Below are 24,623 nucleotides of genomic sequence, written 5' to 3'. Positions count from 1 at the left end.
GGCCTGAGGGTCGCCTTGCCCTTCTCTCAATGCCAGATAGCCAGGGAAATCAGGCTGACGATAATCAACCCGCACAGCCCGCTGGTGAGCATAAACTGTCGCCGCACCCGTTCGCAACGGCGTATAAATTCCTGATCGTGATGATCAAGGTAGCGTTGCGCATAGATATAGCGAACCAGTCTCAACTGCTTGCTGGGTTGCCCGTGAGCGGTGAAAAAACCGCTGCCGTCAACATACTGATAGAGCAGCGGATCGCAGCCGCGAAGTACGACTAATAACGCCCGCAATGAAGAGTAATAGCGCGCCATATTGATGACGCAGACGACACATAAAGCCCAAAAAAGCGCAACGGTGTTGATCATACCCCCTCCCCGGCGACGCAAATCCACACTGAATCCCCGACCCGCGGGCTCTCAGCGGTTACGCCTCTTAATAACTTACCACAGAGCTGAACAAGCCCACCCCAAAAATGATATGTCTGAGATTAGATCAACTTACTCACAGTATTATGAGGTTCTACAATATTGAGTGTAGAAAAGGTTTGTCAAAAGAAAGCAACCGAAGCGACAAAATTTGTGCATTTTTGCAATTTTTTTTGCCAACGCCGGTGGGGTGCCAAGGTTGCGACCCGGCTCCCATAAATGACTATACTAGAACGAGTACATTGATATTCAAACCATTAACAGTCAGCAACATATATTTCTGCTGATTTTTTGAGACGCTGCCGTATTTTACGTGATGGTTGTTTATGCCAACCGGCTGATATTATTCGGTTCGACGTGATCCCGGCATCACTTCTCCGGTGCCGCGGGGTGGTAAACTCATTCTGTCACAGGCAGGCCGAAAGAATGACCCGCGACGAGTTAACGAGTGACATTTTACAAGGAGTCTGATTATGTCTTACAAACACATTCTTATCGCCGTTGACCTTTCACCGGAAAGTAACGTATTGGTGGAAAAAGCCGTGTCGATGGCCAGACCGTACAATGCCAAGGTTTCGCTGATCCATGTCGATGTCAATTATTCCGATCTCTATACCGGCCTGATTGACGTCAATTTGGGCGATATGCAAAAACGTATCTCCGAGGAGACCTCGCACGCCATGACCCAGCTGTCGCAAAACGCCGGTTATCCCATTGCCGAAGTGCTGAGCGGCAGCGGCGATCTCGCCCAGGTGCTGGTGGATGCCATTAACAAGTACGATGTAGATTTGGTGTTATGCGGCCACCATCAGGATTTCTGGAGCAAGCTGATGTCTTCGGCGCGGCAGCTGATCAATACCGTACATGTGGATATGCTGATCGTCCCGCTTAACGACGAAGAAGTGTACGAGGAATAGCTGGGTTGTGATCAGGATTCGGCGGGCGCAGGCGTATACAAGTCAAATCGATGGTTCTTGGTGGTGATATGGGCCTGGGCCGCGATGCCGGCCAAAGGCGGTGCGTAATCGGGCCGTTTCACCACCACCCGGCGGGTCGCCAGCGCTCGTGCCGGCGCTAAAAGCCTGTCGGCGTCTTCATCGCTGCCTACCAGCGACTGGAAAACGCGCATCTCTTTTTTTACCAGCGCGCTGTTGGGCCGGTGCGGAAACATCGGGTCCAGGTAAACCACCTCCGGCCGGGGCAGTACTCCCGTTAAGCCTTCCAGGCTGGAGCCATGGACCAGGGTAAGCCGCTGACGCAACCACTCACCCACTTCCGGATCGGCGTAGGCCCGCTGCAAGCCGTCATCCAGTAGCGCCGCCACCGCCGGATGGCGTTCAAACATCCGCACCCGACACCCCAGCGAAGCCAGGACAAACGCATCTCGCCCCAGCCCCGCCGTGGCATCCACAACGTCCGGCAGGTGACTGCCCTTGACCCCCACCGCCTTGGCCACCGCCTCGCCGCGACCGCCGCCGAAACGGCGGCGATGGGCGGCGACGCCGCCGGCAAAATCAACGAAAATAGCCCCAAGCTTTGGCTCATCCCGTTTGCGCAATTCCAGACGCTGTGGCGTCAACATCAGCTCCATCACCGCCGACGGATCGCTGATCAAGCCCCAGCGCTCCGCCAGGGCGATAAGCCGCTGCGCATCCACGTCGCCTTCACGGCTCAGGCACACAGAACTCACTCGTTATCCTCGAAACCCGCCATAGCGCGGCATGGCATAGCGCTCAATGGATTACCCACGGATACCGTAATGATGCAGCATGGCATCCAGTGTAGGTTCGCGTCCGCGGAAACGGGTAAACAACACCATCGGTTCTTCCGAACCGCCGCGGGACAGGATATTGTCCAGGAACGACTTGCCGGTTTCGCGGTTGAAAATGCCCTCTTCCTCAAAACGGGACCAGGCATCCGCCGCGAGCACATCCGCCCATAGGTAGCTGTAATAACCCGCCGCGTATCCGCCGGCGAAAATATGGCTGAACGCATGGGGGAAACGGCTCCACTCCACCGCCGGCATCACGGCCACCTGTTGTTTCACTTCCGCCAGTGTGTCCAGGATCCGGGCGCCTTGCTCGGCGCTGTACTCGTAATGCATGCGAAAATCAAACAGACCGAACTCCAGCTGACGCAGGATAAACAGGGCGGCCTGATAGTTCTTGGCCGCCAGCAGCTTGTCCAGCATCTCTTTTGGCAATGGCTCGTGGGTTTCATAATGGCCGGAAATGAACTCCAGCGCCTCCGGCTGCCAGCAGAAGTTCTCCATAAACTGGCTCGGCAGTTCCACCGCATCCCAGGGCACACCGTTGATGCCGGCAACTCCCGGGGTGTCGATACGGGTCAGCATATGATGCAGGCCGTGGCCGAATTCATGGAACAGCGTCGTGACTTCGTCATGGGTGAACAGCGCCGGCTTGCCGCTGACCGGGCGGTTGAAATTACAGGTCAGGTAAGCCACCGGCTTTTGCAGGCTGCCGTCGGCCTTGCGCAGCATGCCGACGCAGTCATCCATCCAGGCGCCGCCGCGTTTGTTTTCGCGGGCATAGAGATCCAGATAGAAACTGCCGCGCAGTTCCCCTTGGTGGTCGAACAAATCGAAGAAACGCACCTCCGGGTGCCAGGTATCCACATCGGTTCGCTCTTCGGCGGTCACACCATAAATCCGGTTGACCACTTCAAACAGGCCGTTAACGACGCGCTGCTCCGGGAAATACGGCCGCAGCTGTTCATCGCTGATAGCATACAGATGCTGTTTTTGCTTCTCGCCGTAGTAGGTGATATCCCAAGGCTGCAAATTGTCGCGGCCATGGTGCTCGGCGGCAAACGCGCGCAGCTGAGCCAGCTCCTGCTCTCCCTGCGGCCGGGCCCGTTTGGCCAGATCGGTAAGGAAATCCAGTACCTGCTGCGGATCGTGCGCCATTTTGGTGGCCAGGGATTTCTCGGCGTAGCTCGCGAATCCCAGTAATTGCCCCAGTTCATGGCGCAGCGCCAGGATTTCGCTCATGATCGGACCGTTATCCCATTTGCCGGCATTCGGCCCCTGATCGGAAGCGCGGGTATTATAGGCGCGATAGAGCTCTTCCCGCAGCGCGGCATTGTCGCAATAGGTCATCACGGGCAAATAGCTGGGCACGTCCAGGGTCAGCAGCCATCCCTCCTGCCCTTTGGCCTCGGCCTTGGCGCGGGCGGCGGCCAGCGCGCTTTCCGGCATGCCGCTCAATTCGGATTCATCGGTAATAAGCTTGCTCCAGCCCATGGTGGCATCCAGCACGTTGTTGCTGTACGCGGAACCTAATTCCGATAGCCGGGCGGCGATTTCGCCGTATCGTTTTTGTTTTTCCGGCGACAGGCCGATACCAGATAACTCGAAATCACGAAGGGCATTATCAATGGCCTTCTTGCGCGCCACGCTCAAATCCCCGTAGTTCTCGCCGTCGCGGAGATTGCGATACGCGTCGTATAATCCCTTATGCTGGCCGACCCAGGTGCTGTATTCTGACAGCAGCGGCAGGCTTTGTTCATAGGCTTCCCGCAGTTCAGGACTGTTCTTCACCGCATTGAGATGGCCCACCGGCGACCAGATACGGCCCAGGCGATCGTCCGTCTCGGCCAGCGGCTGGCACAGATTGTCCCAGCTATAGGGGCCTGATAGCGCCACTACCTGTTCCACGGTCCGGCGGCAATCCTCAAGGGCGGATTTTACCGCCGGGACGATATGCTCGGGCTTGATGGCGGAAAAAGGCGGCAGGATAAAAGAAGCAAGTAACGGATTAGTCATAAGGCGGCCCTGATTATCGTTAAAGATCTATCTGAATAACATGAGGCTAACTATAGCGAAAATCAATGGCGGTGGCGGCGGGAATTGTCATTGAATATCAAAGTGACACATGTAACGATAACTATTCATCTTTTTATCAATGGACAATTTATAATGATAGCTGCTTTTAATCGGATGCTGGACCACCCGGATCTGGGGAAATTTATTCTTCGCCTGGCCTTCGGCGGCATGATGCTGCCGCACGGCATACATAAAATCATTCACGGTATCGACAATATCATCGCCATGGTGGTGGCCCACGGTCTGCCGGCATCTGTGGGATATGGCGTTTATGTTGGCGAGGTTGCGATGCCGATTCTGCTTATCCTAGGCATTCTGGTTCGTCCGGCGGCGCTGATCTTCTGCTTTACCATGATATTCGCCTGGCTGATTACCAAGCCCGAACTGGTCTTTACCATGGACAAGGTCGGCGGCTGGGGCGTAGAGGTGATGGCGGTGTTTTTCTTCGCCGGTCTGGCCATTGCGCTGTTGGGCTGCGGCCGCATCAGTATTATGAAGAATCCGAACTGGCGTTAACTTCCCTTCGCCGATAGGGCTTTAGTGTCGCCTCCCTGTCGGCGGTTTGTCTGGTTGCTGTCGTGTCGGCACGTTGTAAAAAGCGATACGGTTGATCCCACCAAAAGACAACGGGGGTGTGGAATCATGAGTGAATATCGTATAAAGGCGTTACGGCTGGCGAAAGCCTGGTCACAGGAGCAACTGGCGGAATTGTCATCCTTAAGCGCCCGGACCATACAGCGTATCGAGAATGGCGAGCAGGCCAGCCTGGAAACCCTGGCAGCCATTGCTTCTGCTTTTGACCTGAGCGTCACGGAGCTTTACTCAGATGAAGCAACCTCGGGGAAACGTCATCAGGCCCAGGCTATCGACGAAAAGTTGGCAAAAATCAAACGGCAAATTGATTCGGAAGCCAAATTTTATCGACAGATGGGCGGCTATATAGTCACCGGCGTTTTGTTATTATTAATCAACTGGCTAACTAGCCATGCAATAACCTGGTCCGTCATTGTCATTGCCGCTTTTTGCGTTCTGCTTATCAATCGTGGACTGAGAACATTTGTGTTCGATAGGCATATCGATAAATGGAAGGCGAAAAAAACCGGCAGAATGCTGGAAAAGTAACCATCGTCCTTCAGTGGAAACCGGTGAAATAAAACACCCATTTAAAGAGGTTAAAGATGTTTGTCGTTTCGCCGGAAAATAAGGCGACCGGGTGCGGATTGTTGGCCATTCTGCTCTGGAGCAGCACCATTGGTTTAATCAGGGGCGTCAGCGAAGCACTGGGCCCCATCGGCGGGGGCGCTACAATTTACAGCGTCAGCTCGCTGTTTTTGCTGTTGCTGGTGGGTTTTCCTTCCCTGCGATCTTTTCCCCGCAGGTACCTGATAGCCGGCGGTATCCTGTTTGCCAGCTATGAGATTTTTCTCTCCCTGGCCTTGGGATACGCCAATAACCGAGCCCAGGCCATCGAGATCGGCATGGTAAATTATCTTTGGCCCAGTTTCACCATTCTGATGGCGGTATTGATTAACGGCGAAAAAGCCAATAAATGGCTGATACCGGGGCTGCTGTTATGCCTATACGGCATCGGCTGGATCATGGGCGGCGAGGGCGGCTGGTCGCTGCCTAGAATAGGCCGGAATATCCTCTCGAATCCGCTAAGCTACGGCCTGGCCTTTTGCGGCGCCCTGATTTGGGCGGCGTATTGTAATATCACCAAGAAATGGGCAAAGGGGAAAGACGGCGTCACGCTGTTTTTTGTCCTCACCGCCGTCACCTTGTGGATACAATATGCCTTCAGCCACGAACGGGGGATGCAGATGGATGTTGCCGCCGTGGTACGTTTTTTAGTGGCCGGCGGCGCCTCGGCGGTGGCCTATGCGGCGTGGAACCGCGGCATCATGCGGGGTAACTTAATGCTGTTGGCCACCGCGTCCTACTTCACCCCGGTATTGTCCTCGCTGCTGGCGGGCGTGCTGTTGAACACCCAGCTGCTGCTCTCCTTTTGGCTGGGTGTGCTGATGGTGACCGCCGGTTCATTGTTATGCTGGCTGGCCACCCGCGATTCCAAAAGGGGATGAAGTCATCTCCCCTCAGCGTAAAAATAGGGTCTATAAATTATGTGGTTCACATTTTATGCGAAGCGCGGTACGAGTGCGCCTATTAAGTAAGAAAATTCCCACTAGGCGATGACATTCAATTAAATAAAAGACGTATCATAATAAATAATCAGCAAATATAATACATCACTTATGTGTAATAAAGAATCTTGAAAATCCCTTGAAATTAACCAAGCCAATAAGTAAAGTGGAAAAATGTCATTGAGCCTTGATACCTCCTCATGAACAATGATGATAAGTGGCTTATTTTATTAAGCGTTTTGTGATATCCATTGGATGATTAGCATAACGGATAAAATAGATAATCACTATTAACAAGGAGAATCTTATGAATAACTCATCTACTGTTAACCAGCATAGTAGTGCCAGCAATGCTGAAGCCGCTTCGAAAAATGCGCCTAATTCTAGTGGTTATCATAATAAGTTGGGCGATAAGGTTATCAGTTGCAATAATGGCGTTATTGGAGGCATGGTCGCGGGATCGGCGGGAGGCGCGCCGGGATTGGCATTAGGGCTGATCGGCGGCGCCATAGCCGGTGGGTGCTTTGAAAAGGGAAGGGTCAAGGCGATAACAGTTTAAACAACAAGAGATAAAGATCTGCTATTAACGCCGCCGATATTAGCATGTTATGTCTAGATAATATTTTCAGCACAGAGAACCTGTTCATGACAAAAAATAGTTCGATATATTCTACTCTTTTATCGATATTATTTTCTGCGTCAATCTTAAGCGGTGCAGATATTGCTTATCAAACGTGGTACTCCTTACCTAAACATTTTTCGTCCTTTGTGGTTTCCATTAGCTGCATGTGCTTTATGGTCAGGTGTTTTGACAATATATACGCTTATTTTTCCTCGGGGAAAAAGGCGTTCATTTTCCCGTTTGAAACTTGTCGCTTAATCCGCTCCATTTTGAGATTCAGCCTTTCAGCTTTAATCCCTTTTTGTCTAAAGTTTGTCCTATTTACCGTTTACGCCCCAATAGATGGGAGCACTCGCTTTCTTTACATTTTTTACATGCCTATACTCGCCATACTGCAAGCTGCAGGCACGTTGTCAATACCCTGCCCCTCTCTGGGCCTCGCCTCCGGGGCCGCTGCCGGCAGCGTTCAATTCTACTCCAGGCAGAGTTGTCCTCGCTCATTCCAGTCATACCTGAGCAAGCTCTTTGGGAATCGCTGCGCCTTGAGCCTGTAAGCCACAGCCTTAATTATAAATGCGTTAAAACTGATAAGTCAGCGCCACGTCTCCCGACGCGTGTCGCTATCCCTCTAAAGGCCATCAATATTCCCCGCCAATCCTCCATTTCTGAATATAGTCAGCCATAAAACGTATTTTAATTTGTAGGATTTAAATCATAACATGGTTAACCAGATGTAAATCAGGCTGCCGAACCGGTATGAACCAGCGGCTTAACCATGACAAAAAATCACGTGATCAGGCCATTTTGGAAAGCAGTTAAGGAGTTGCCATGAATGTTATTACCTTGGCCGGTAGTCCCAGGTTTCCCTCAAGATCCGCCGTACTGCTTACCGTCGCGCAGCATTGGCTCGAGGGACAAGGTATCGACGTCACTCCCTGGAATTTATTCAATTTCAACCCGGAAGACCTGCTGTACGCCCGTTTTGACAGCCCGGCGCTGAAGGTATTTATCGAGCAATTGGCGGACGCCGACGGAATCATTATCAGTACGCCTATTTATAAGGCCTCCTTTGCCGGCGCGCTGAAAACCCTGCTGGACCTGCTGCCGGAGCGGGCCTTTGAACACAAGGTGGTGCTGCCGGTGGCTACCGGCGGTTCCAGCGGGCATATGCTGGCGCTGGATTATGCCCTCAAACCGGTGCTTAACGCGCTGAAAGCGCAGGAAATCCTGCACGGCGTCTTTGCCGAGGACAGCCAGATAACCCATTACGACCGTAACCCGCAGCTCAGTGCTGAGCTGGAAAACCGGCTGATGGAATCTTTGGGGACATTTTCGCGCGCAATGGAACGGCAGGCGCAATTTAACGGCATAACCGCCTCCTAGAAGGTTTTTCTGCTTGTTATTCCGGAGATTAGCGATGCATGGCCGAATCGGGTATATAGGTTGGCGGTTATTCCAGATTTTGCCGACGACATTTATCATCGTCATACTGGCGTTTGTGCTGATGAAGTTGGCGCCCGGCGACGTTATCGACGTGGTGGCGGGGGAATCGGGCGGCGCCACGCCGGAATATATGGCCCAAATGCGCCATCTGTACGGACTTGATATTCCGGTGTGGCAGCAATTTATCCATTATATTGTTTCATTGGCCCATTTCGATTTGGGTTATTCATTCCGTGAAAACATGCCGGTATCCGAACTTATCGTCAGCCGGCTCCCCGCGACGATTACCCTCTCGCTAACCGCCATCATCTTTGCGCTGGTGGTCGGGGTATTATTGGGAATGATCGCCGCCCGATACCGGGGTTCAGCCCTGGACGGGCTCATTTCCGTGTTCTCCACCATCGGCTTCGCCACGCCGCTGTTCTGGATCGGTTTGCTGCTAATCGTCTTGTTTTCCATACAGCTGCGCTGGCTACCGGTCAGCGGTTTGTCCACGGTGGGGGCGGATTACGCCAATACCTTCCAATACCTGCTGGACGTTGGGCGGCATTTGATTTTGCCGGCGTTATCCCTAAGCCTGTTCTTCCTGTCCATGTATGTCAGGATTACCCGCTCGTCGATGCTGGAAGTCTACGGGCTGGATTTTGTACGCACCGCCAGGGCCAAAGGACTACGGGAATGGCAGGTGATTTTCGGCCATATCATGCGCAATGCGGCGCTGCCCATCATCACTATTACCGGCCTTGAAATCGGCGGTCTGCTGAGCGGCTCGGTGGTTATCGAAACGGTCTTCGGCTGGCCGGGCATCGGCCGTCTTGCCTATGATGCGGTTTTTTCCCGCGACCTTAATCTGCTGCTGGGCATTTTCCTGTTCAGCTCCCTGCTGGTGGTGCTGATGAACCTGGCGGTGGATTTATTGTATGTTGCGCTGGATCCGCGCATCGGGAGGCGCCGTTCATGAGGTCACGCCGATTTCTCCAGCGCCTGGCGGACTCCGCCTCCGCCCAGTGCGGCCTGATACTGCTGCTGCTGATTCTGTTCGGCGCCGTTTCCGCCTCCTATTTCTTCCCGGGGGACCCGCGGGATATGGTGGGCAGCCCGACGATGTGGCCCGGCAGCGACCCGAGGTTTCCCCTGGGCACCGACATGATGGGCCGGGATATGCTGTCCGGCCTGCTGTATGGCGCCCGTACCTCCCTGATGATTGGCCTGTTCGCCACCGCGCTGTCAGTGGTGCTGGGCATTATTATCGGCGTGATCGCCGGCTATTTCGGCGCATCCTGGGTTGACGATGTCCTGATGCGGCTTACCGAAGTCTTTCTCACCATGCCTCGCCTGCTGTTCGCCATTGCCATGGTGATGGTGTTGGGTCCGTCCACGTTCAGCATCTCCCTGGCCCTGGGCACCACCTCATGGCCGCAAATCGCCCGGCTGGTGCGCGGCGAGGCTCTGCGCGTGCGGGAGCTGGAGTTTGTCCGGGCCGCCACCACCATCGGACTGGGGCATTTTCGCATTATCGTCCGCCATGTACTGCCGAACAGTATCGCACCGGTGATGGTGGCGTCGTCGGTCTTGGTGGCCCAGGTGATTTTATCCGAGGCATCCCTCTCCTTTCTCGGCCTCGGCGATCCCAGCGTCGTTACCTGGGGCGGCATGGTGGGCTCGGGGCGCGAGGTGCTGCGCACCGCCTGGTATATGACCGCCCTGCCGGGGCTGGCTATTTTTCTCACCGTCATGGCTTTTATGCTGATAGGCAACGGTCTGAACGATGTGTTCAATCCGCGCCTGCATAAAGCCCGCAAGACGCCTGTTACCATCACCGGGCGGGGAGACGCCAATGAACCTTCTTGATGTCCGGGATCTGCGCATCGGCTTTAACGGCGAACAGATCGTCAAAGGGATTTCTTTTCACATCAAACCCCATGAAAAGGTGGCCCTGGTGGGAGAATCCGGCTCAGGCAAAAGCGTCAGCGCCATGAGCCTGCTGCATCTGATTCCCGGCGCCGAGGTATCGGGCAAGGCCTTGTTCGAGAACACCGATTTGCTGGCGCTGGGGGAGCGGGAGATACGCGATATCAGCGGTAAAGATATTGCCATGATTTTTCAGGATCCCATGACCGCCCTCAATCCGCTGCATACCGTCGGCGACCAAATCGCCGAGGTCTACCGGCTGAAATCCCGAATGAGCCAGAAACAGGCCTGGATCCGCGCCGTGGCGCGGCTGGCGGAAACCGGCATCCCCGAGCCGGAGCGCCGTGCCCATGCCTATCCGCACCAGCTCTCCGGCGGCCAGCGCCAGCGCGCCATGATAGCCATGGCGCTGGCGGGCGAGCCCAGGCTGCTGCTGGCGGATGAGCCCACCACGGCGCTGGATGTCACCCTGCGGCTGCAAATTCTTGAGCTGTTGGCCGCCCTGCAGCGCAAGAACGGTTTGTCCATTCTGCTGATCACCCACGATCTGCATTTGGTGCGCCGCTTCGCCGATCGGGTGATTGTCATGGAGGCGGGCAACATCGTTGAAGTCGCCCCCACCGAGCAGTTATTCCTGGCGCCCCGGCATCCTTATACCCGCCGGTTAATCAACAGCCGTCCCGAACGGGATATCGACAGTCCGGCCTTTGCGGCGGGAACGCCGCCGCGGCTGGAAGGCAAAGCCATCAATATAAGCTATCCCATATCCCAGCCGGGCATCAGCAACTGGTTTCGGCGCCACCGTTTCAATGCGGTGAAAAATGCCGATTTTACGCTGCCGCCGGGCCGGACGCTGGGGGTCATCGGCGAGTCCGGTTCGGGCAAAAGCACCCTGGCCGCCGCGGTGTTGGGACTGATGGGACATGAAGGCTCCCTGCTGGTGGAAGGAGTATCGTGGAAACAGGCCAATGCCGGCAGTAAGCAGGGACGCAAGGCCCAGCGCCGCAAAATCCAGGCAGTGTTCCAAGATCCCTTCTCTTCGTTGTCGCCGCGCATGTCCATTGCGCAAATCGTGGGTGAAAATCTGCATTTTCATCACCCCGAGCTGTCGGTTCGCGAGCGGGATAGGCGCATCGTGGCTATGCTCGCCGAGGTGGGTCTGACACAAGAGCAGTTCCCCGGTCTGCTGCAACGCTATCCTCATGAATTTTCAGGTGGACAGCGCCAGCGTATCGCCATCGCGCGGGCGCTGATCATCAATCCCGATATCCTGGTGCTGGACGAGCCCACCAGCGCGCTGGATGTCACCATCCAGCGGCAGATCATCGCCCTGCTGCAGCGCCAGCAGCGGGAACACGGGCTAAGCTACCTGATTATCACCCATGACGTTTCGGTGGTGGCCGCCATGGCGCATCAGATTATCGTGATGAAAGACGGCAACGTTATCGAAGCCGGGGAGGCCATGTCGATTTTGGCCGCCCCGGTGCATGCCTATACCCGCAATCTGATTCTGGCGGCGGCGTGAAATGCCGGCTCGGGGGGACGAGCCGCTTCGATTTAGCGACTCGGGTCCGATAGCCGTCCGGATAATCGGTTCTATTAATCAAAATAGCGGCTTGGCCCGGCGGCGCTCCGGATACCCCGCTAAACAATGGGAATTGCGGCACGCACCCGGCAATCAGTTAAATTATGGGATGCTGGCCGCCGTCCACCGAGATTAATGCCCCCACCACATAGCTGGCGCGTTCGCTGGCCAGGAACAGCACGACATTGGCGATTTCATCCGGCTCGCCGAAGCGGCGCAGGGGCAATTCGGCGCTGAGCCGCTCTAACGCCTTTTCGCGTGAAACTCCCAAGCGCAGCGCCTCCTGCGCCACGGTCTGGTCCATGCGCTCGGTCAGGGTATAACCCGGATTCACCACGTTCAGCCGGATGCCGTAGCGCGCGTAATGGCTTGCCAGTCCCAGGGTGGAGAGCAGCAGCGCCGCATTGGCCGCGCCGCCCGCCACATGGGAGGGATGAGGCACCCGTCCGCCGGTGCCGACGATATTGACGATGGCGCCGAGCTGCCGCGACGGCGCGCCGCCTGCCTGGCTCGTACCCACTGAACGGGCCTTATCCACCCAGCGTTTCAGCACCGCGTCCTGGGTATGGATGTAGGTAAAATACTTGGCGTCCAGGGCGGCGTGCCAGGCGGCGCTGTCAAGGGATTCCGGCGGATTCCGGCGCGCGGCGCCGGCGCTGTTCACCAGAATATCGATGGACCCCAACTGTTGGATAATCGCCGCCACGGCGGCATCGGCCTGTTCGCTTTGGCTCAGGTCCGCCCGGGCCACGGCAATGACCGCGCCTTCTTCTTCCAGAGCCTTTCGCGCCTGTTCCAGGTTCCCCCCGTCGCGGGAGACAATACCCACCCGCGCTCCTTCGCGAATGAACGCCCGAGCCACCGCCAGACCGATGCCTTTACTGCCGCCGGTCACCAGTACCGTTTTTCCCGCTAAACCGAGTTCCATGACCCTACCCCTTAGATTTTGGTGTTGATGGGCGGCAGTGCGCCGTTCAGATAAAAATCGCCCACCGCCCGCGCCTTGTAGGCCACCGGGTCGTGTGTGGTATGCGTGCGCGCATTGCGCCAGTGCCGGTCCAGATTGAGCCGGGCTGAGGTGGCCGATGCCCCGCCGATGCGGAATATCATCTCGCTCACCTTGATAGCCGCTTCGGTGGTGGCGTATTTTGCCTCGGCCACCGCCACCGAGGCCTCTCCCAGCAGCCTGTCGGCATCCGCCCCGCCGGCGAAGGCAACCCGTACCGCGTTTTCCAGCAGTACCGCCCCCCGCTCCAGCAGGCTTTCCGCCCCGTGGGTGATAATGGCCATCTCCCCCACGGTGTGGAGCACATAAGGATCCTCTATGGCGCCGCGCACGCCGCTTTCCCGCAATACCCGCGCGGATGTTCGGCCGTATTCGCAGGCATCCTCCAGCGCCGCCCGGGCGATACCGGCGTCAATGGAGGCGTGTATCAACTGGGCGAAGCCGCCCTCATGGGTGCGGCGATCGCCATAGGCGGGAATACGCAAAATCTCCTCCTCGGCAATCTCGACGTCGGCGAATTCGGTGGTGCCGCTGGCGGTAGTGCGTTGCCCCATGCCGTCCCAGTCATCCGCCACCGTGACGCCGGGTCGGTCAACCGGGACAAAAATCGCCGCCCGGCCCCCCTCTTCGTGAGCCGCCGTCACCAGGATAATGCTGGAGAACAGGCTGCCGGTACTGTAATACTTATTGCCCCGCAGGCGCCAGACCCCATTCTCCCTGAAAAGCAGCGTCGAGACATCGCCGATAAATGCGCCTTCCCGTTCGGCGGCGGCATTGCTCATCAAGCAGCCTTCCAGCACCAGGTCAAAGTAGACTTTTTGCTGCGCCGGCGTTCCGTAAATGCGAAGTTTTTCCAGGTTGGTGAAATGCGGCGCAATGCCCTGGGCGATATTGGGATCGCCGGCAGCCAGCATGCGTATAATCCGGGAAAAACTCACCATGTCTATCTCCGGGCCGCCGTACTCTCGCGGTACACGCATGGCCAACAGGCCGCTGCGGCGCAGCGCCAGCATCTCTTCATGGGGCAATAGCCGCTGGCGGTCGCGCTGCGGCGCGCCGGCGGCAAAACGCAGCCTGAACTCCTCCGCCTGCGCCAATAACGCCGTGGCCTTCACCGCATCCGGTCCGGCGGGGTCCCGCCGGCCTTGTTCTTTATAATGTGCAGACACGCCTGACTCCCCGCTGTAAACCCTGATTATTCATGTAAGCCACCTCGGCCCGGCTCGCCGGCCGCGCCAGTACCACCCTTTCCGGCCACCCTTTCCGGCCACCCTTTCCGGCCATCATTTTCACCCATCATTTTTTGAACATCACTTTCTGGACATCACTTTCTGGACATCACTTTCTGGACATCACTTCCTGGACATCACTTCCTGGACATCACTTCCTGGAAATAGTGCAGCCCCGTCATTGGGTTCAAACAGCGCTATACCGGCTGGCTGGCCGCGCCAGCCCCATGATTTCCCGGGTGGTGGAACCCCGGTATTCGGTGCGGAACAATCCCCGCCGCTGCAGCTCCGGCACCACCAGGTCGACAAAATCCCCCAGTCCGCCCGGCAGCCAGCCGGGCATGATATTAAAACCGTCCGCGCCGCCCTCCTGGAACCAGGCGGCCATGTAATCGGCGATATCCGCCGCGGTGCCGGTTAACACCGGATGGCCGCGGGCGATGGAAACCTGCAGATAGAGATCCCGAATGCTCAGGCTATCGCGCCGGGCAATATGCCGGAGCAACCCGCTCCGGCTGTCGGCGCCTTCTCCGGGCAATGCGTCTTCCGGCAAAGGCCCGTCCACCGGATAGCCGGACAGATCCACCCCGCCGAGGTGATGCTCAAGCTGCGCCAGTCCCACCTCGGGATGAATCAGGGATTGCAGATAGTCGAATTTTTCCCGGGCCTCGTCGCGGGAGCGGCCGACAATGGGGAAGAGTCCCGGCAGAATGCGCAGCGACTCGGGCTGACGCCCCTCCTCCCGCGCCAATCCCTTTAGCCGGGCATAAAAAGATTTTGCATCCTCGAGGGTGGTCTGGGCGGTATAGATGATCTCCCCGACCCTGGCCCCCAGCCCGATACCGGCGGAGGACGATCCCGCCTGCACCAGCAGCGGATGTCCCTGTGGCGGGCGGGCGATGTTCAGCGGCCCCCGAATGTCGAAAAACTCGCCGTGATGATGAAGGGCATGCAGGCCGTCGGGGCGGAAATAGACGCCCGAGTCCCGATCGGCGACGATGGCGTCGTCATCCCAGCTATCCCATAACCCGCGCACCGCCTCCACAAACTCAGCGGCCCGCCGGTAGCGCTCCTCCGGCGGCGGTAACCGCCCGTTGCCGAAGTTTTCCGCTTCGGCCGGGCTTGAGGAGGTGACGATGTTCCAGCCGGCCCGCCCGCCGCTGAGAAAATCCAGGGAGGCGAATTTACGCGCGATATGAAAGGGCTCATTAAAGGTCGTGGAAGCCGTGGCCACCAGTCCGATATGGCGGGAGACCATGCTCAGGGCCGACAGCAGGGTCAGGGGTTCGAAATGCGCTTTCGGCCCGCGGCCCAGGCGCTCGGCGGATCGATCGCGAATAGCCAGCCCGTCCGCCAGGAAAAACAGATCAAACAGGCCGCGCTCGGCAATCCCGATCACCTGCCGGTAATGCCCGACGTCAAGCGGGGCCAGGGGATCAACTCCTTCGTGGCGCCAGCCGGCCACGTGCCGGCCGGTAGTCTCCACAAACACCCCAAGGTTCATCTGCCGCTGCGCCCCGCTCATAAGGCGGCTCCCGCAGCCGGCTGCGTATAACGGTTCGGCGGCGCGGATAAACCCAAATGCTCCCGCAGCGTCGACCCGCTGTACTCGGTGCGGAACAGCCCCCGCCGCCGCAGTTCCGGCACCACCTGGTCGATAAACTCCAGCAATCCTCCCGGCAGCCAGGGGGCCATAATGTTAAAGCCGTCCGCGCCGCCGCCGGTGAAGCGCTCTTCAAGCTGGTCGGCAATGTCCGACGCCGTGCCGAAAATCGCCCAGTGGCCGCGGGTGCCGGTCACATGCCAGTACAGTTGCCGTATGGTCAGTTTCTCCCGCCGGGCGAAATCCGCCAACAGCCGCTGCCGGCTCTGGTTGCCCTGGGACAAGGGAAATTCAGGCACCGGACCGTCAATAGGATAGCCAGACAAATCAAAGCCGCCCAAATGCCGGGCCAGCACCGGCCAGCCGATTTCAGGATCCACCAGTTCTTGCAGCTGTTCGAACTTTTCCCCGGCATGCTCGCGGGACTCGCCGACGATGGGAAACACCCCCGGCATGATCTTCAGCTGATGAGGCTGGCGGCCGTGGGCCTGCATCTGCTCTTTGACGCTGCGATAAAACCCCTGCGCCTCGGCGAGGGATCGCTGGGCGGTGAAAATCACCTCGGCTTTGCGGGCCGCCAGATCCTGGCCATCGGAAGAGGAACCGGCCTGAACCAGCACCGGCTGGCCCTGGATGGCGCGGGAGATATTCAGCGGCCCCCGCACCTTGAAGAACCGGCCCTGGTGATCCAGCACATGCAGCTTGTCCGGATCGAAGAAAAGTCCGGTTTTCTTATCGTTGAGCAGCGCGTCGTCTTCCCAGCTGTCCCACAGCCCCTGCACCACGTCCACAAACTCCTGGGCGCGCTGATAACGCAGGCCGTGATCCATGACCTCGTCGCGATTGAAATTCAGCGCTTCCCCCAGCGTCCAGGAGGTCACGATATTCCAGCCGGCCCGCCCGCCGCTGATATGATCCAGCGAAGCGAATTTGCGCGCGACGTTAAACGGCTCGTTATAGCTGGTGGACGCCGTCGCCACCAGCCCGATGCGGCGGGTGAGCATCGCCAGAGCGGACAATAAGGTCAGCGGCTCGAAATTGACGGTCCGGGTGGTGCGGCCGATATGCTCGTCCTCCTCGTATTGAAAGGTCATCTGGTCGCCGAGGAAAATCATGTCGAATTTGGCGTCTTCGGCCCGCCGCGCCAGCAGCTTGAAATGCTCAAGATTCATGCCGGCGTTCCGCGGGGCGTCCGGGTGGCGCCAGGCGCCGATATGATGGCCGACATCCTGTAAAAAAGCCCCCAAATGCATCTGTCTTTTCTGTTCTGTCATCATTTTCACCCATGGCGAAACGGTTATCCGACCCGGACCGAGGCTTTATCAGTCATACATGGTGATGGGGGGCGGCGTCTGATTGAGGTAATAATTCCCCACCACGCGATAGCGGTGATTAATGGGATCGTGGGTGGTATGGGTACGCGCGTTGCGCCAATGGCGGTCAAAATTATTCTCCCGCAGGGTGGCGGACGAGCCGCCCACCTCATAAATCAGCTCCGCCGCCCGCAGCGCCGCGCCATTGCAAACTATCTTGGCTTCGGCGACGGCAATGGAGCCTTCAATCAGCCGCTGTTCCAATTCATCCGCCGCCGCGTTGCCGTACCAGGCGGCCACCGCCGTATCCACCAGCGCCGCGGCGCGCAGCAGCGCCGCCTCTGCGGCATGGGCGTTGGCGATGATATTGCCGATGGTATGCTGCACGTAGGGATCGTCCACCGACCGCTGCACGCCGGAGTCGGCGCGGGGACGCGCCCCGCGGTGCGCCCAGGCCACCGCGTCGTCCAGCACCGCGAGGGCGATACCCACTTCAATGGTGGAATGGAGCATTTGGGTGGCGGCCGGCTGATAATTGCGTTTCTTGCGCTCTTCGCCGCTGTAAAACATCACTTCATCTTCGGCCACCGCGACATCGAGAAACTCCGTGGTGCCGCTGGCGGTTAACCGCTGTCCCATGCCGTCCCAGTTGTCATGCTGCACAATGCCCGCACGCCCCCTCGGCACGAAAACCGACACCGTATCGCCGCTATCATCCTTGGCCGTGACCCGCAGCCGGTCCGCCATCAATCCGCCGGTGCTGTAGAATTTTTGGCCGCTCAGCCGCAAACCCCGAGGGGTATTACTGAGCCGGGTGGTCATGTCCGACACGAATTTTCCTCCCAGTTCCCCGGTGGCGCCGCTTATCAAATCCCCCCGCAGCAGTCCCTGAAAATAGCGCGCTTGCTGATGGGGGGTGCCGGTAAGGCGAATGCGCTCAACCGAGGTAAAATGCGGGATCAATATCTGGGCGACGTTGGGGTCGCCCTTCGCCAGCAGGATGGATATCCGCGCCAGGTCGGTGTAGTTCAGCTCAGGACCGCCGTGGGTTTTGGGCACCCTGGCGGCGGCAATGCCCGCCTGTAACACCCAGTTCAATTCATCGTGGGGCAAAATGCGTTCTTTATCCCGCACCGAGGCGTCCACCGCCAACCGGGCGCCGATATCCCGCGCCGCAGCGAGCAAATCGTCCCGGCTATCCCGGCCGGCCACCGGCTCGGCAAACCGGCCGTTACGATCCTCCGGCGCTTCGGCGGGGGTGGGGGGAGTCATATTCAAGGACATAACGCTGCTCCAAAAAACGGTGAAAAATAACGGATCCGCGCAGGACCCGACCTTAATCAAGAAATCTTGCGCCCGGCCATCGCCACTATGAGGAATCATCCTGCTGGCCACCGCTAAGATAAGGGCGTCTCATGATCGGCGGTCGAGACATTGTGCCCGCTGCCTGCACCCCTATTTCCCGGCTATCCAGGCGTCGCGAAAGCCGGAATGCGCTCCCGCCGGCGAGAAATCCAGACCGTGCAGTTTACGGTTGTAAACGGTAAAAAACGGCGCCGCCATGACCGGCAACAGCGGCAGATCGGTAAGGGTCTGCCGCTGGAAATCCGCAATCACGGCAATGCGCTTTTTGGGGTCAACTTCATTCTGATAGGCCTCGATCAATCGGTCGGTGGCCGGACTGACGTAAGCGAAGGCGTTGGCATAGGGCACCCCCGGCGATTGGGCTTTGGAGTAATAGACCCGGGTTAACCCCATTTGCGGATCCAGCATCACGCCGAATCCCTGGAAAATAATATCGAAGTCATAATCGGTATAGACCTTCTTGAGGAAGGTTGCGTTGTCCAGCGGCGTAAAGTCGATAGCGATACCGATTTTATTGAATTCCTGGCGGAGGAACTCCCCCGCCAGCAGGAACTGGCTGGAACTCGGGTCGGTATAAAGGCGCAGGGTGAAGCGCTTTCCGTCCGCCTTGACGGGATAACCGGCTTCGTCCAGGAGAGTATTGGCCTGCTTCACGCTGTAATCATAACGGGGGATATCCGGCGTGAAAAATTGGGTCAATGATTGAGGCACCACGCTGTATTCGGGATTGCTTTGACCATACCAGACGGTGTCGATAATCCGTTGCCTATCGATAATATGGGCAATGGCCTGCCTGACTTTCAGATTGGACAATGGGACCGAGCGCAGATTGAAACCGAGAAAATAGGTTTGCGCCGCGTAAGAGTACCCGCGGGAATCAAATTTCAGTTCCGGATTTTGCTTAAGCCGGTTTATATCCGAAAACGGCACCCCGGCGTAGGGGATATAGGACACTTCGCCGGATTCCAATGCCGCGCTGCGCGCCGCCGCGTCGGGGATAAAACGGTAAATCACCCGGTCAAGATAGGGCTTTCCCTTGTCCCAATAATCCGGATTACGTTCCAGGATAACGTACTGTCCGCGCTTCCACTCCTTGAAACGAAAGGGACCGGTGCCGATGGGCCGGGCGTTTTCCGGGCTTTTGCGAATGTCGCCGCCGTCGAAAATATGCTTAGGCACCACCTGCGATTCCGCGCCGTCCAGCGCGCTGAGAATAACCTGGGACGGCGAACTTAGGCGGAAGATGGCGGTGTAATCGTCCGGGGTTTCCACGTCTTTCAGGGCGGCAAAGGTGGACCGCCCGCGAGAATGGACTTTTTTCCAGACTTCCAGGGCGGAGTATTTCACATCCGCTGAGGTAAAGGGCTGGCCGTCATGCCATTTCACGCCGTGACGCAAATGAAAGGTGATGCTCAAGCCGTCCGGCGCCACCTCCCAGGAGGTGGCCAGACGGGGCTGGGGCCGGTAGTTATCGTCATAATACACTAAGCCGTCAAAAATATTGGCGGAGATAACCCGATTGGCATATTGGTTATTATAGGTCGCCGTCAACGTTACCGGCTCAGGATATATAGCGGCGATCAGCGTTCCGCCTCGTACCGGCGTCTGCTCATCCGCCAGTACCCGGCCCATGGCATTTAGCGCCAGCAGTATTATCCCCAGGGATAAAGCAGATATAAACTTCCGGGACATGGATTAACCCTTTTTTTCTAATAAACATTATTTGTCGAATGGCGCAGGTGAAATGTAAACCCGACAAATATTATCCCGGCGCAAGCTCATTTACTAAATATCAATAAATGATGTTTATAGACATCTCAATGCTATAAGAATGTTAAAAACAATAAAGCATAACCATAGCGATTAAAAGCATTAACCCGATGCAAATTCCGCCATCTTCGCATCTTACGCAATATTTTGAATAGTCTGTCTTAATTAATCATGCGCTACAATAGCTGACAATCCCCCGTTCACGCCGTAATCTTGGCTAAATCTGAATACGCGCTACTTCTGTGGCTTATTATCATGTTTGTTCTTAGCTAATACAAAAAAAGCATTGGCTAAACGGGTTATAGATTTCTATTTTAAAGTGTTTCTAATATGTTACTAAAAAATGAGCGCCCATTCTGTTTAACGGACTTCTTAACGGGGATTTATCACTGAACAGGCATCACCTTAATATTTATATGGAATTAGGTTTCGTTGTTCATCATCGAGGTTATAAGATAATTTGCTATGCGTAAATTCAGTGTAACCTTGCGGCAAACGCTATTCGCCGCCATGGGTCTTTGCAGCATTTTCCCCGCGTTTTCCTCACTTGCCGCCGGGGGCAGTTTGGTCGCTATCGTCCAGCCCGAACCGGTTGCGCTAAATACGGCGTTCAACACCAATTTTCCCAACGGGGTAGTATCCAATAATATTTATGAAGGACTGGTCACTTACAACCAGGATATGCAGCCGGAACCCAGCCTGGCCACCTCATGGGAAGTGGCGCCGGACGGCTTGAGCATCACCTTTCATTTGCGTCACGGCGTGAAATGGCATGACGGCCAGCCCTTTACCTCGGCGGACGTGAAATACTCCGCCCTGGAGCTGTGGAAAAAAGTCCACCCGCGGGGGCGCACCACCTTTGCCGCCCTGAAAGACGTGGAAACCCCGGACGCTTACACCGCAATATTCCGCCTTGAGCACCCCTCCCTGGTGATCATGAGTTCCATTAACGCCAATGAGGCGGAGATCCTGCCCGAGCATCTGTTCGCCGGGTCGGATATTCGCACCAGCCCTTACAACGCCAAGCCGGTGGGTACCGGACCCTTCAAGTTTGTGAAGTGGGTACGGGGACAATATATCGAACTGGAACGCAATCCCGACTACTGGGACAGCGGCAAACCCAAAGTAGACAAAGTCATTTTCAGCATCATTCCGGACGCGGGTTCCAGGGCGGCGGCGTTGGAAACCGGGGAAGCCCTGTACGCTCCTTATGACTCGGTGCCGTTATCCGACGTACAGCGTTTGCGCCAAAATCCGCAGCTGGTGGTCACCAAGCAGGGCTACGATTCCTCGGCGGCCTATACCTTCCTGGAGTTCAACCTGCGAAATCCCATCCTGGCGAATCTTAAGGTCCGCCAGGCCATCGCCCGGGCCATCAATAAACAGGCGCTGGTGGATGTGGTCTGGTACGGCCTGGGAAAACCGGCCACCGGTCCGATCCCCTCCTCCCTCAAGCAGTTTTACACCGCCGACGGCGTACCGCAGTATCCCTACGATCACGCCGCCGCGGAAAGACTGCTGGATGAGGCCGGCTACCCCCGCAAGACGGGCGGTATTCGCTTTAAGCTGGCCATTGACTATTTCCCGGTTAACGACGGCTTTAAAAACCAGGCCGAATTTATCCGCCAGAGCCTGAGCAAAATAGGTATCGAACTGACGGTGCGCAATCAGGACCTGGCCACCTTTATCAAGCGGATCTACAGCGATTACGATTTTGATATCGAGACCGGCCGCTGGGTGCCGATGATGGACCCACAGATTGGCGGGCTGCGCCACTATTGGAGCAAGAACATCGCCAAAGGAACGCCTTGGTCCAATGCCTCAAATTATACCAATCCCAAGATGGATGCGCTGATTGCATCGCTGCAGGTGGAAAGCGACCCGACCAAACGCGCCGACGAATTCCACCAGTTTCAGCGCCTGGCGCAAACCGATCTGCCGGTGATACCCCTGGTTGAACAACAGAATTTTACCGTCTACAGCGCACGGCTCAAAGGCGTCAGCACCGCTCCCGACGGCGCTTTATCGTCCCTTAAAGACGTGTCTTTGGAACCCGGAGGAAAATAATCATGACCGCTTTCTACCCACAGGACCCGCGTGAACAAACCGAGCCTTTTACCGCCGCAGCCGCCACGGACAATGCTACCCGCCCGTCGTCACGGCAGGGCGCCGCCGAGCAGGCGCGGCCGGAGGCCGGAGGGCATTTCGCTGATGATGCCGATGAGCAGACGAGGCTGGAGGCCAGGCGGGATCTGGCCGCCGCGCACCGGCTCGCGGTTTGGCACGATTTTAGCGAAGGTATCTACAATCATTTCACCCTGGCGGTGCCGGGCACCAACGATCGTTTTCTGCTGCCGCCGTTCGGCCTGCATTGGTCGGAAATCCAGGCCAGCCAGCTGATGACCATCGGTTTCGACGGCAAGCTCCTGGCGGGGGAAGGCATTATCCAACGCTCGGCGTATTGCATTCACGCGCCGATACATGCCGCCCATGCCAAGCACCAGGCGGTATTCCATACCCATATGCCCTATGCCGGCGCGCTGACCCGGCTGGAGAGCCAGCACCTGCTGGCTCTCGGCCAGACGGAGGCATTATTGCTCGATCAGATTGCATACGATGACGCCTACGACGGCCTGGCCCGCGATCCGGCGGAAGGGGGGCGCCTGGCGAAAATACTGGGTGAAAAAACCATTCTTTTTATGGGCAACCACGGCGTGCTGGTGACCGGCCGCTCCGCCGCCGAGGCCTACGATCGCCTTTATACCCTGGAACGGGCCGCCCGGGTCCAGCTGTTCGCCCTGTGGACCGGCCAGCGCCTGCGGGGCTTAAGCCCGGCCCAGGTGGACAAGGTGCAGGATCAAATCCATAACACTCCCCTGCACAATTCGCCGGGAGAACAATACAAACCCGGCTATCAGCTGCATTTTGAAGCGTTAAGGCGGCTGCTGGACCGGCGCGAACCCGATTATCGCGATTAAATACATTTTGAGGTGGCCTATGCCTTACCCCGTTTTACCGCCGCTTCCCCCTGACAGTCCGCTGGGGAAAGTGCTGGATCAACCGCTGATACTCGGGCTGTTTTTACCCATACATAACGGCGGCTGGACCATGTCCGCCTATCCGCGGGCCACCGACTGGACCTTCGATTACAACGCGGCGCTGACCCGCCAGGCCGAAGCCCTGGGATTCGATCTGGTGTTCGGGCCGGCCCACTGGTTGTCCAAGGGGGGTTTCGGCGGCGAGATACGCTATCGCGAAACCGCCCTAGACACGCTGATGGCGGCGGCGGGGCTGGCGGCGGTGACGGAGCGCATTTTGCTGATCTCCACCGTGCATATTTTCTACGGTCCTTGGCATCCGCTGCATTTGGCCAAGTTCGGCGCCACCCTTGACCATATGTCCGGCGGCCGCTGGGGGCTCAACGTCGTTACCGGTTTTCGCAAAGATGAATGGTCCATGTTCGGCCAACAGCAGCCCGACCACGACCGCCGCTATGAGCTGGCGGATGAGTATGTCTCCCTGCTGCAACAGCTGTGGGCCGGCGAAGAGGATCTTGACTACCACAGCGCACAATGGACGCTGAGCAAGGCCTTCGTCACGCCTAAACCCCGCTATGGCCGGCCGATTATCGTCAGCGCCACCAGCTCCGCCGCCGGCATCGCCCAGGCGGTGCGCCAGGCGGATTTGATATTCGTCACCAGCCCCGCCGGCGCCTCTTTCGATGCGGCCATCGAGGCGCTGCCGGGCATCACCCGCCAGGTGCGGGAAGCGGCGGCGGCCATCGGCCGCAACGTCCGCATTCTGGTGAATCCGATGATTATCGCCCGGGATACCGAGGCAGAAGCCCATGGGGTTTATCAGGAGATCCTCCGGCAGACCGACCATGGCGCGGTGGACGGCTTCTTCCATACCCATGCCACCGGCGACAGCCGTTCCTGGCGCGGCCACCAGCGTGATGAGCGCATCGTGGGGGGCAATATCCAGCTGGTGGGCACGCCGGAACAGATAACCGGGCAAATACTGCGCCTCAAAGCCATCGGCTGCGACGGGCTGCAGCTCTGCTTTGTGGACTATGAACCGGAATTGGCCTACTTCGGCGAACGCATCCTGCCGCTGCTTAAACAAGCGGGCCTGCGTCTGTAAGTTTTTTAATTATTTAACTTCACTATACCCTAAATAGTTCGAGTTGCAGGAAGGCGGCAACGCAGCGACAAATCTGCCTGGAGCAGATTTGAACGCTGCTTACAGCGGCCCCGAAGGGGCGAGGCCCAAGGAGGGGCCGAGTATCGCCAACGCACATGCAACTTAAAATATGACGGGTATAGGCAGCCAGCACGGCTGCCACGTGAAAGATGACGGCTATCAATGG

At 57.4% G+C, this 24,623-nt stretch carries 21 protein-coding genes; 12 read left to right on the top strand and 9 right to left on the bottom strand.

Annotated features, from left to right (window positions below; all coding sequences use genetic code 11):
* Positions 1-26: 26 nt before the first annotated feature.
* Complete coding sequence (uspB, locus tag GTU79_RS00780) at positions 27-362, bottom strand: universal stress protein UspB (protein ID WP_203524470.1); 336 nt, start codon at positions 360-362, stop codon at positions 27-29.
* Positions 363-895: 533 nt separating this feature from the next.
* Between uspB and uspA the strand changes: the two genes are divergently transcribed.
* Positions 896-1,339, top strand: coding sequence for a universal stress protein UspA (uspA, locus tag GTU79_RS00775; RefSeq protein WP_132923940.1), 444 nt, complete (start codon positions 896-898; stop codon positions 1,337-1,339).
* Positions 1,340-1,350: 11 nt separating this feature from the next.
* Here the strand turns inward: uspA and rsmJ are convergent, their stop codons facing one another.
* Positions 1,351-2,112: a 16S rRNA (guanine(1516)-N(2))-methyltransferase RsmJ gene (gene rsmJ / locus GTU79_RS00770; protein ID WP_203524471.1), complete on the bottom strand. Its 762-nt coding sequence runs from the start codon at positions 2,110-2,112 to the stop codon at positions 1,351-1,353.
* A 51-nt stretch (positions 2,113-2,163) separates the two neighbouring features.
* On the bottom strand, positions 2,164-4,206 hold the full coding sequence (prlC, locus tag GTU79_RS00765) for an oligopeptidase A (protein ID WP_203524472.1): 2,043 nt from the start codon (positions 4,204-4,206) through the stop codon (positions 2,164-2,166).
* A 153-nt stretch (positions 4,207-4,359) separates the two neighbouring features.
* Between prlC and GTU79_RS00760 the strand changes: the two genes are divergently transcribed.
* The 8 genes from GTU79_RS00760 (at position 4,360) to GTU79_RS00725 (ending at position 11,908) form a co-directional block, all read left to right on the top strand.
* A complete protein-coding gene (locus GTU79_RS00760; RefSeq protein WP_132923943.1) occupies positions 4,360-4,782 on the top strand; it encodes a DoxX family protein in 423 nt (140 codons plus the stop codon).
* Positions 4,783-4,908: 126 nt separating this feature from the next.
* The gene (locus GTU79_RS00755) at positions 4,909-5,388 is read left to right on the top strand and encodes a helix-turn-helix domain-containing protein (protein ID WP_203524473.1); all 480 of its coding nucleotides are present in this window, start codon (positions 4,909-4,911) and stop codon (positions 5,386-5,388) included.
* A 56-nt stretch (positions 5,389-5,444) separates the two neighbouring features.
* The gene (gene yddG, locus GTU79_RS00750) at positions 5,445-6,347 is read left to right on the top strand and encodes an aromatic amino acid DMT transporter YddG (RefSeq protein WP_214513641.1); all 903 of its coding nucleotides are present in this window, start codon (positions 5,445-5,447) and stop codon (positions 6,345-6,347) included.
* Positions 6,348-6,714: 367 nt separating this feature from the next.
* Entirely contained in the window at positions 6,715-6,966 is a 252-nt protein-coding gene (locus tag GTU79_RS00745) for a hypothetical protein (protein ID WP_214513640.1), read from the top strand.
* Between the two features lie 891 nt (positions 6,967-7,857).
* Positions 7,858-8,412, top strand: coding sequence for an NADPH-dependent FMN reductase (gene ssuE / locus GTU79_RS00740; protein ID WP_132923945.1), 555 nt, complete (start codon positions 7,858-7,860; stop codon positions 8,410-8,412).
* A gap of 34 nt (positions 8,413-8,446) precedes the next feature.
* On the top strand, positions 8,447-9,433 hold the full coding sequence (locus tag GTU79_RS00735) for an ABC transporter permease (protein ID WP_203524476.1): 987 nt from the start codon (positions 8,447-8,449) through the stop codon (positions 9,431-9,433).
* A complete protein-coding gene (locus GTU79_RS00730) occupies positions 9,430-10,323 on the top strand; it encodes an ABC transporter permease (protein ID WP_132923947.1) in 894 nt (297 codons plus the stop codon). Before GTU79_RS00735 ends, GTU79_RS00730 begins: the two co-directional genes overlap by 4 nt.
* Positions 10,310-11,908, top strand: a complete 1,599-nt coding sequence (locus GTU79_RS00725; RefSeq protein WP_203524477.1) for an ABC transporter ATP-binding protein — start codon at positions 10,310-10,312, stop codon at positions 11,906-11,908. Before GTU79_RS00730 ends, GTU79_RS00725 begins: the two co-directional genes overlap by 14 nt.
* A 157-nt stretch (positions 11,909-12,065) precedes the next feature.
* Here GTU79_RS00725 and GTU79_RS00720 read toward each other — a convergent pair whose 3' ends face one another.
* From GTU79_RS00720 to GTU79_RS00695, 6 genes are all read right to left on the bottom strand, one after another.
* Positions 12,066-12,896, bottom strand: coding sequence for an SDR family NAD(P)-dependent oxidoreductase (locus GTU79_RS00720; protein ID WP_203524478.1), 831 nt, complete (start codon positions 12,894-12,896; stop codon positions 12,066-12,068).
* An 11-nt stretch (positions 12,897-12,907) separates the two neighbouring features.
* The gene (locus tag GTU79_RS00715; protein ID WP_203524479.1) at positions 12,908-14,143 is read right to left on the bottom strand and encodes an acyl-CoA dehydrogenase family protein; all 1,236 of its coding nucleotides are present in this window, start codon (positions 14,141-14,143) and stop codon (positions 12,908-12,910) included.
* Between the two features lie 247 nt (positions 14,144-14,390).
* Positions 14,391-15,728: an LLM class flavin-dependent oxidoreductase gene (locus GTU79_RS00710; protein ID WP_203524480.1), complete on the bottom strand. Its 1,338-nt coding sequence runs from the start codon at positions 15,726-15,728 to the stop codon at positions 14,391-14,393.
* Positions 15,725-17,083: an LLM class flavin-dependent oxidoreductase gene (locus GTU79_RS00705; protein ID WP_203524481.1), complete on the bottom strand. Its 1,359-nt coding sequence runs from the start codon at positions 17,081-17,083 to the stop codon at positions 15,725-15,727. The genes GTU79_RS00710 and GTU79_RS00705 overlap by 4 nt, the downstream gene beginning before the upstream one ends.
* 45 nt (positions 17,084-17,128) lie before the next feature.
* Positions 17,129-18,403, bottom strand: a complete 1,275-nt coding sequence (locus GTU79_RS00700; RefSeq protein WP_203524482.1) for an acyl-CoA dehydrogenase family protein — start codon at positions 18,401-18,403, stop codon at positions 17,129-17,131.
* Positions 18,404-18,574: 171 nt separating this feature from the next.
* The gene (locus GTU79_RS00695; RefSeq protein ID WP_203524483.1) at positions 18,575-20,176 is read right to left on the bottom strand and encodes an ABC transporter substrate-binding protein; all 1,602 of its coding nucleotides are present in this window, start codon (positions 20,174-20,176) and stop codon (positions 18,575-18,577) included.
* Between the two features lie 543 nt (positions 20,177-20,719).
* On the opposite strand from GTU79_RS00695, the gene GTU79_RS00690 reads away from it, so the two are divergent.
* The 3 genes from GTU79_RS00690 to GTU79_RS00680 are packed head-to-tail and all read left to right on the top strand — an operon-like array spanning position 20,720 to position 24,397.
* Positions 20,720-22,321, top strand: coding sequence for an ABC transporter substrate-binding protein (locus tag GTU79_RS00690; protein WP_203524484.1), 1,602 nt, complete (start codon positions 20,720-20,722; stop codon positions 22,319-22,321).
* Positions 22,322-22,323: 2 nt separating this feature from the next.
* The gene (locus GTU79_RS00685; protein ID WP_203524485.1) at positions 22,324-23,232 is read left to right on the top strand and encodes a class II aldolase/adducin family protein; all 909 of its coding nucleotides are present in this window, start codon (positions 22,324-22,326) and stop codon (positions 23,230-23,232) included.
* 19 nt (positions 23,233-23,251) lie between these two features.
* Complete coding sequence (locus GTU79_RS00680; protein ID WP_203524486.1) at positions 23,252-24,397, top strand: LLM class flavin-dependent oxidoreductase; 1,146 nt, start codon at positions 23,252-23,254, stop codon at positions 24,395-24,397.
* The last annotated feature ends 226 nt before the right edge of the window (positions 24,398-24,623 follow it).

This window comes from Sodalis ligni, from assembly GCF_016865525.2.
In the GTDB taxonomy this organism is placed as follows: Bacteria; Pseudomonadota; Gammaproteobacteria; order Enterobacterales; family Enterobacteriaceae; genus Acerihabitans; species Acerihabitans ligni.
This window is presented reverse-complemented; position numbering and strand designations above follow the sequence as displayed.

Bases quoted from the DNA above. Each gene is read 5' to 3' on its own strand.
- uspB (WP_203524470.1), bottom strand. From the start codon at position 362: ATGATCAACACCGTTGCGCTTTTTTGGGCTTTATGTGTCGTCTGCGTC.
- uspA (WP_132923940.1), top strand. From the start codon at position 896: ATGTCTTACAAACACATTCTTATCGCCGTTGACCTTTCACCGGAAAGT.
- prlC (WP_203524472.1), bottom strand. From the start codon at position 4,206: ATGACTAATCCGTTACTTGCTTCTTTTATCCTGCCGCCTTTTTCCGCC.
- GTU79_RS00760 (WP_132923943.1), top strand. From the start codon at position 4,360: ATGATAGCTGCTTTTAATCGGATGCTGGACCACCCGGATCTGGGGAAA.
- GTU79_RS00755 (WP_203524473.1), top strand. From the start codon at position 4,909: ATGAGTGAATATCGTATAAAGGCGTTACGGCTGGCGAAAGCCTGGTCA.
- yddG (WP_214513641.1), top strand. From the start codon at position 5,445: ATGTTTGTCGTTTCGCCGGAAAATAAGGCGACCGGGTGCGGATTGTTG.
- GTU79_RS00745 (WP_214513640.1), top strand. From the start codon at position 6,715: ATGAATAACTCATCTACTGTTAACCAGCATAGTAGTGCCAGCAATGCT.
- ssuE (WP_132923945.1), top strand. From the start codon at position 7,858: ATGAATGTTATTACCTTGGCCGGTAGTCCCAGGTTTCCCTCAAGATCC.
- GTU79_RS00735 (WP_203524476.1), top strand. From the start codon at position 8,447: ATGCATGGCCGAATCGGGTATATAGGTTGGCGGTTATTCCAGATTTTG.
- GTU79_RS00730 (WP_132923947.1), top strand. From the start codon at position 9,430: ATGAGGTCACGCCGATTTCTCCAGCGCCTGGCGGACTCCGCCTCCGCC.
- GTU79_RS00725 (WP_203524477.1), top strand. From the start codon at position 10,310: ATGAACCTTCTTGATGTCCGGGATCTGCGCATCGGCTTTAACGGCGAA.
- GTU79_RS00720 (WP_203524478.1), bottom strand. From the start codon at position 12,896: ATGGAACTCGGTTTAGCGGGAAAAACGGTACTGGTGACCGGCGGCAGT.
- GTU79_RS00710 (WP_203524480.1), bottom strand. From the start codon at position 15,728: ATGAGCGGGGCGCAGCGGCAGATGAACCTTGGGGTGTTTGTGGAGACT.
- GTU79_RS00705 (WP_203524481.1), bottom strand. From the start codon at position 17,083: ATGATGACAGAACAGAAAAGACAGATGCATTTGGGGGCTTTTTTACAG.
- GTU79_RS00700 (WP_203524482.1), bottom strand. From the start codon at position 18,403: ATGTCCTTGAATATGACTCCCCCCACCCCCGCCGAAGCGCCGGAGGAT.
- GTU79_RS00695 (WP_203524483.1), bottom strand. From the start codon at position 20,176: ATGTCCCGGAAGTTTATATCTGCTTTATCCCTGGGGATAATACTGCTG.
- GTU79_RS00690 (WP_203524484.1), top strand. From the start codon at position 20,720: ATGCGTAAATTCAGTGTAACCTTGCGGCAAACGCTATTCGCCGCCATG.
- GTU79_RS00685 (WP_203524485.1), top strand. From the start codon at position 22,324: ATGACCGCTTTCTACCCACAGGACCCGCGTGAACAAACCGAGCCTTTT.
- GTU79_RS00680 (WP_203524486.1), top strand. From the start codon at position 23,252: ATGCCTTACCCCGTTTTACCGCCGCTTCCCCCTGACAGTCCGCTGGGG.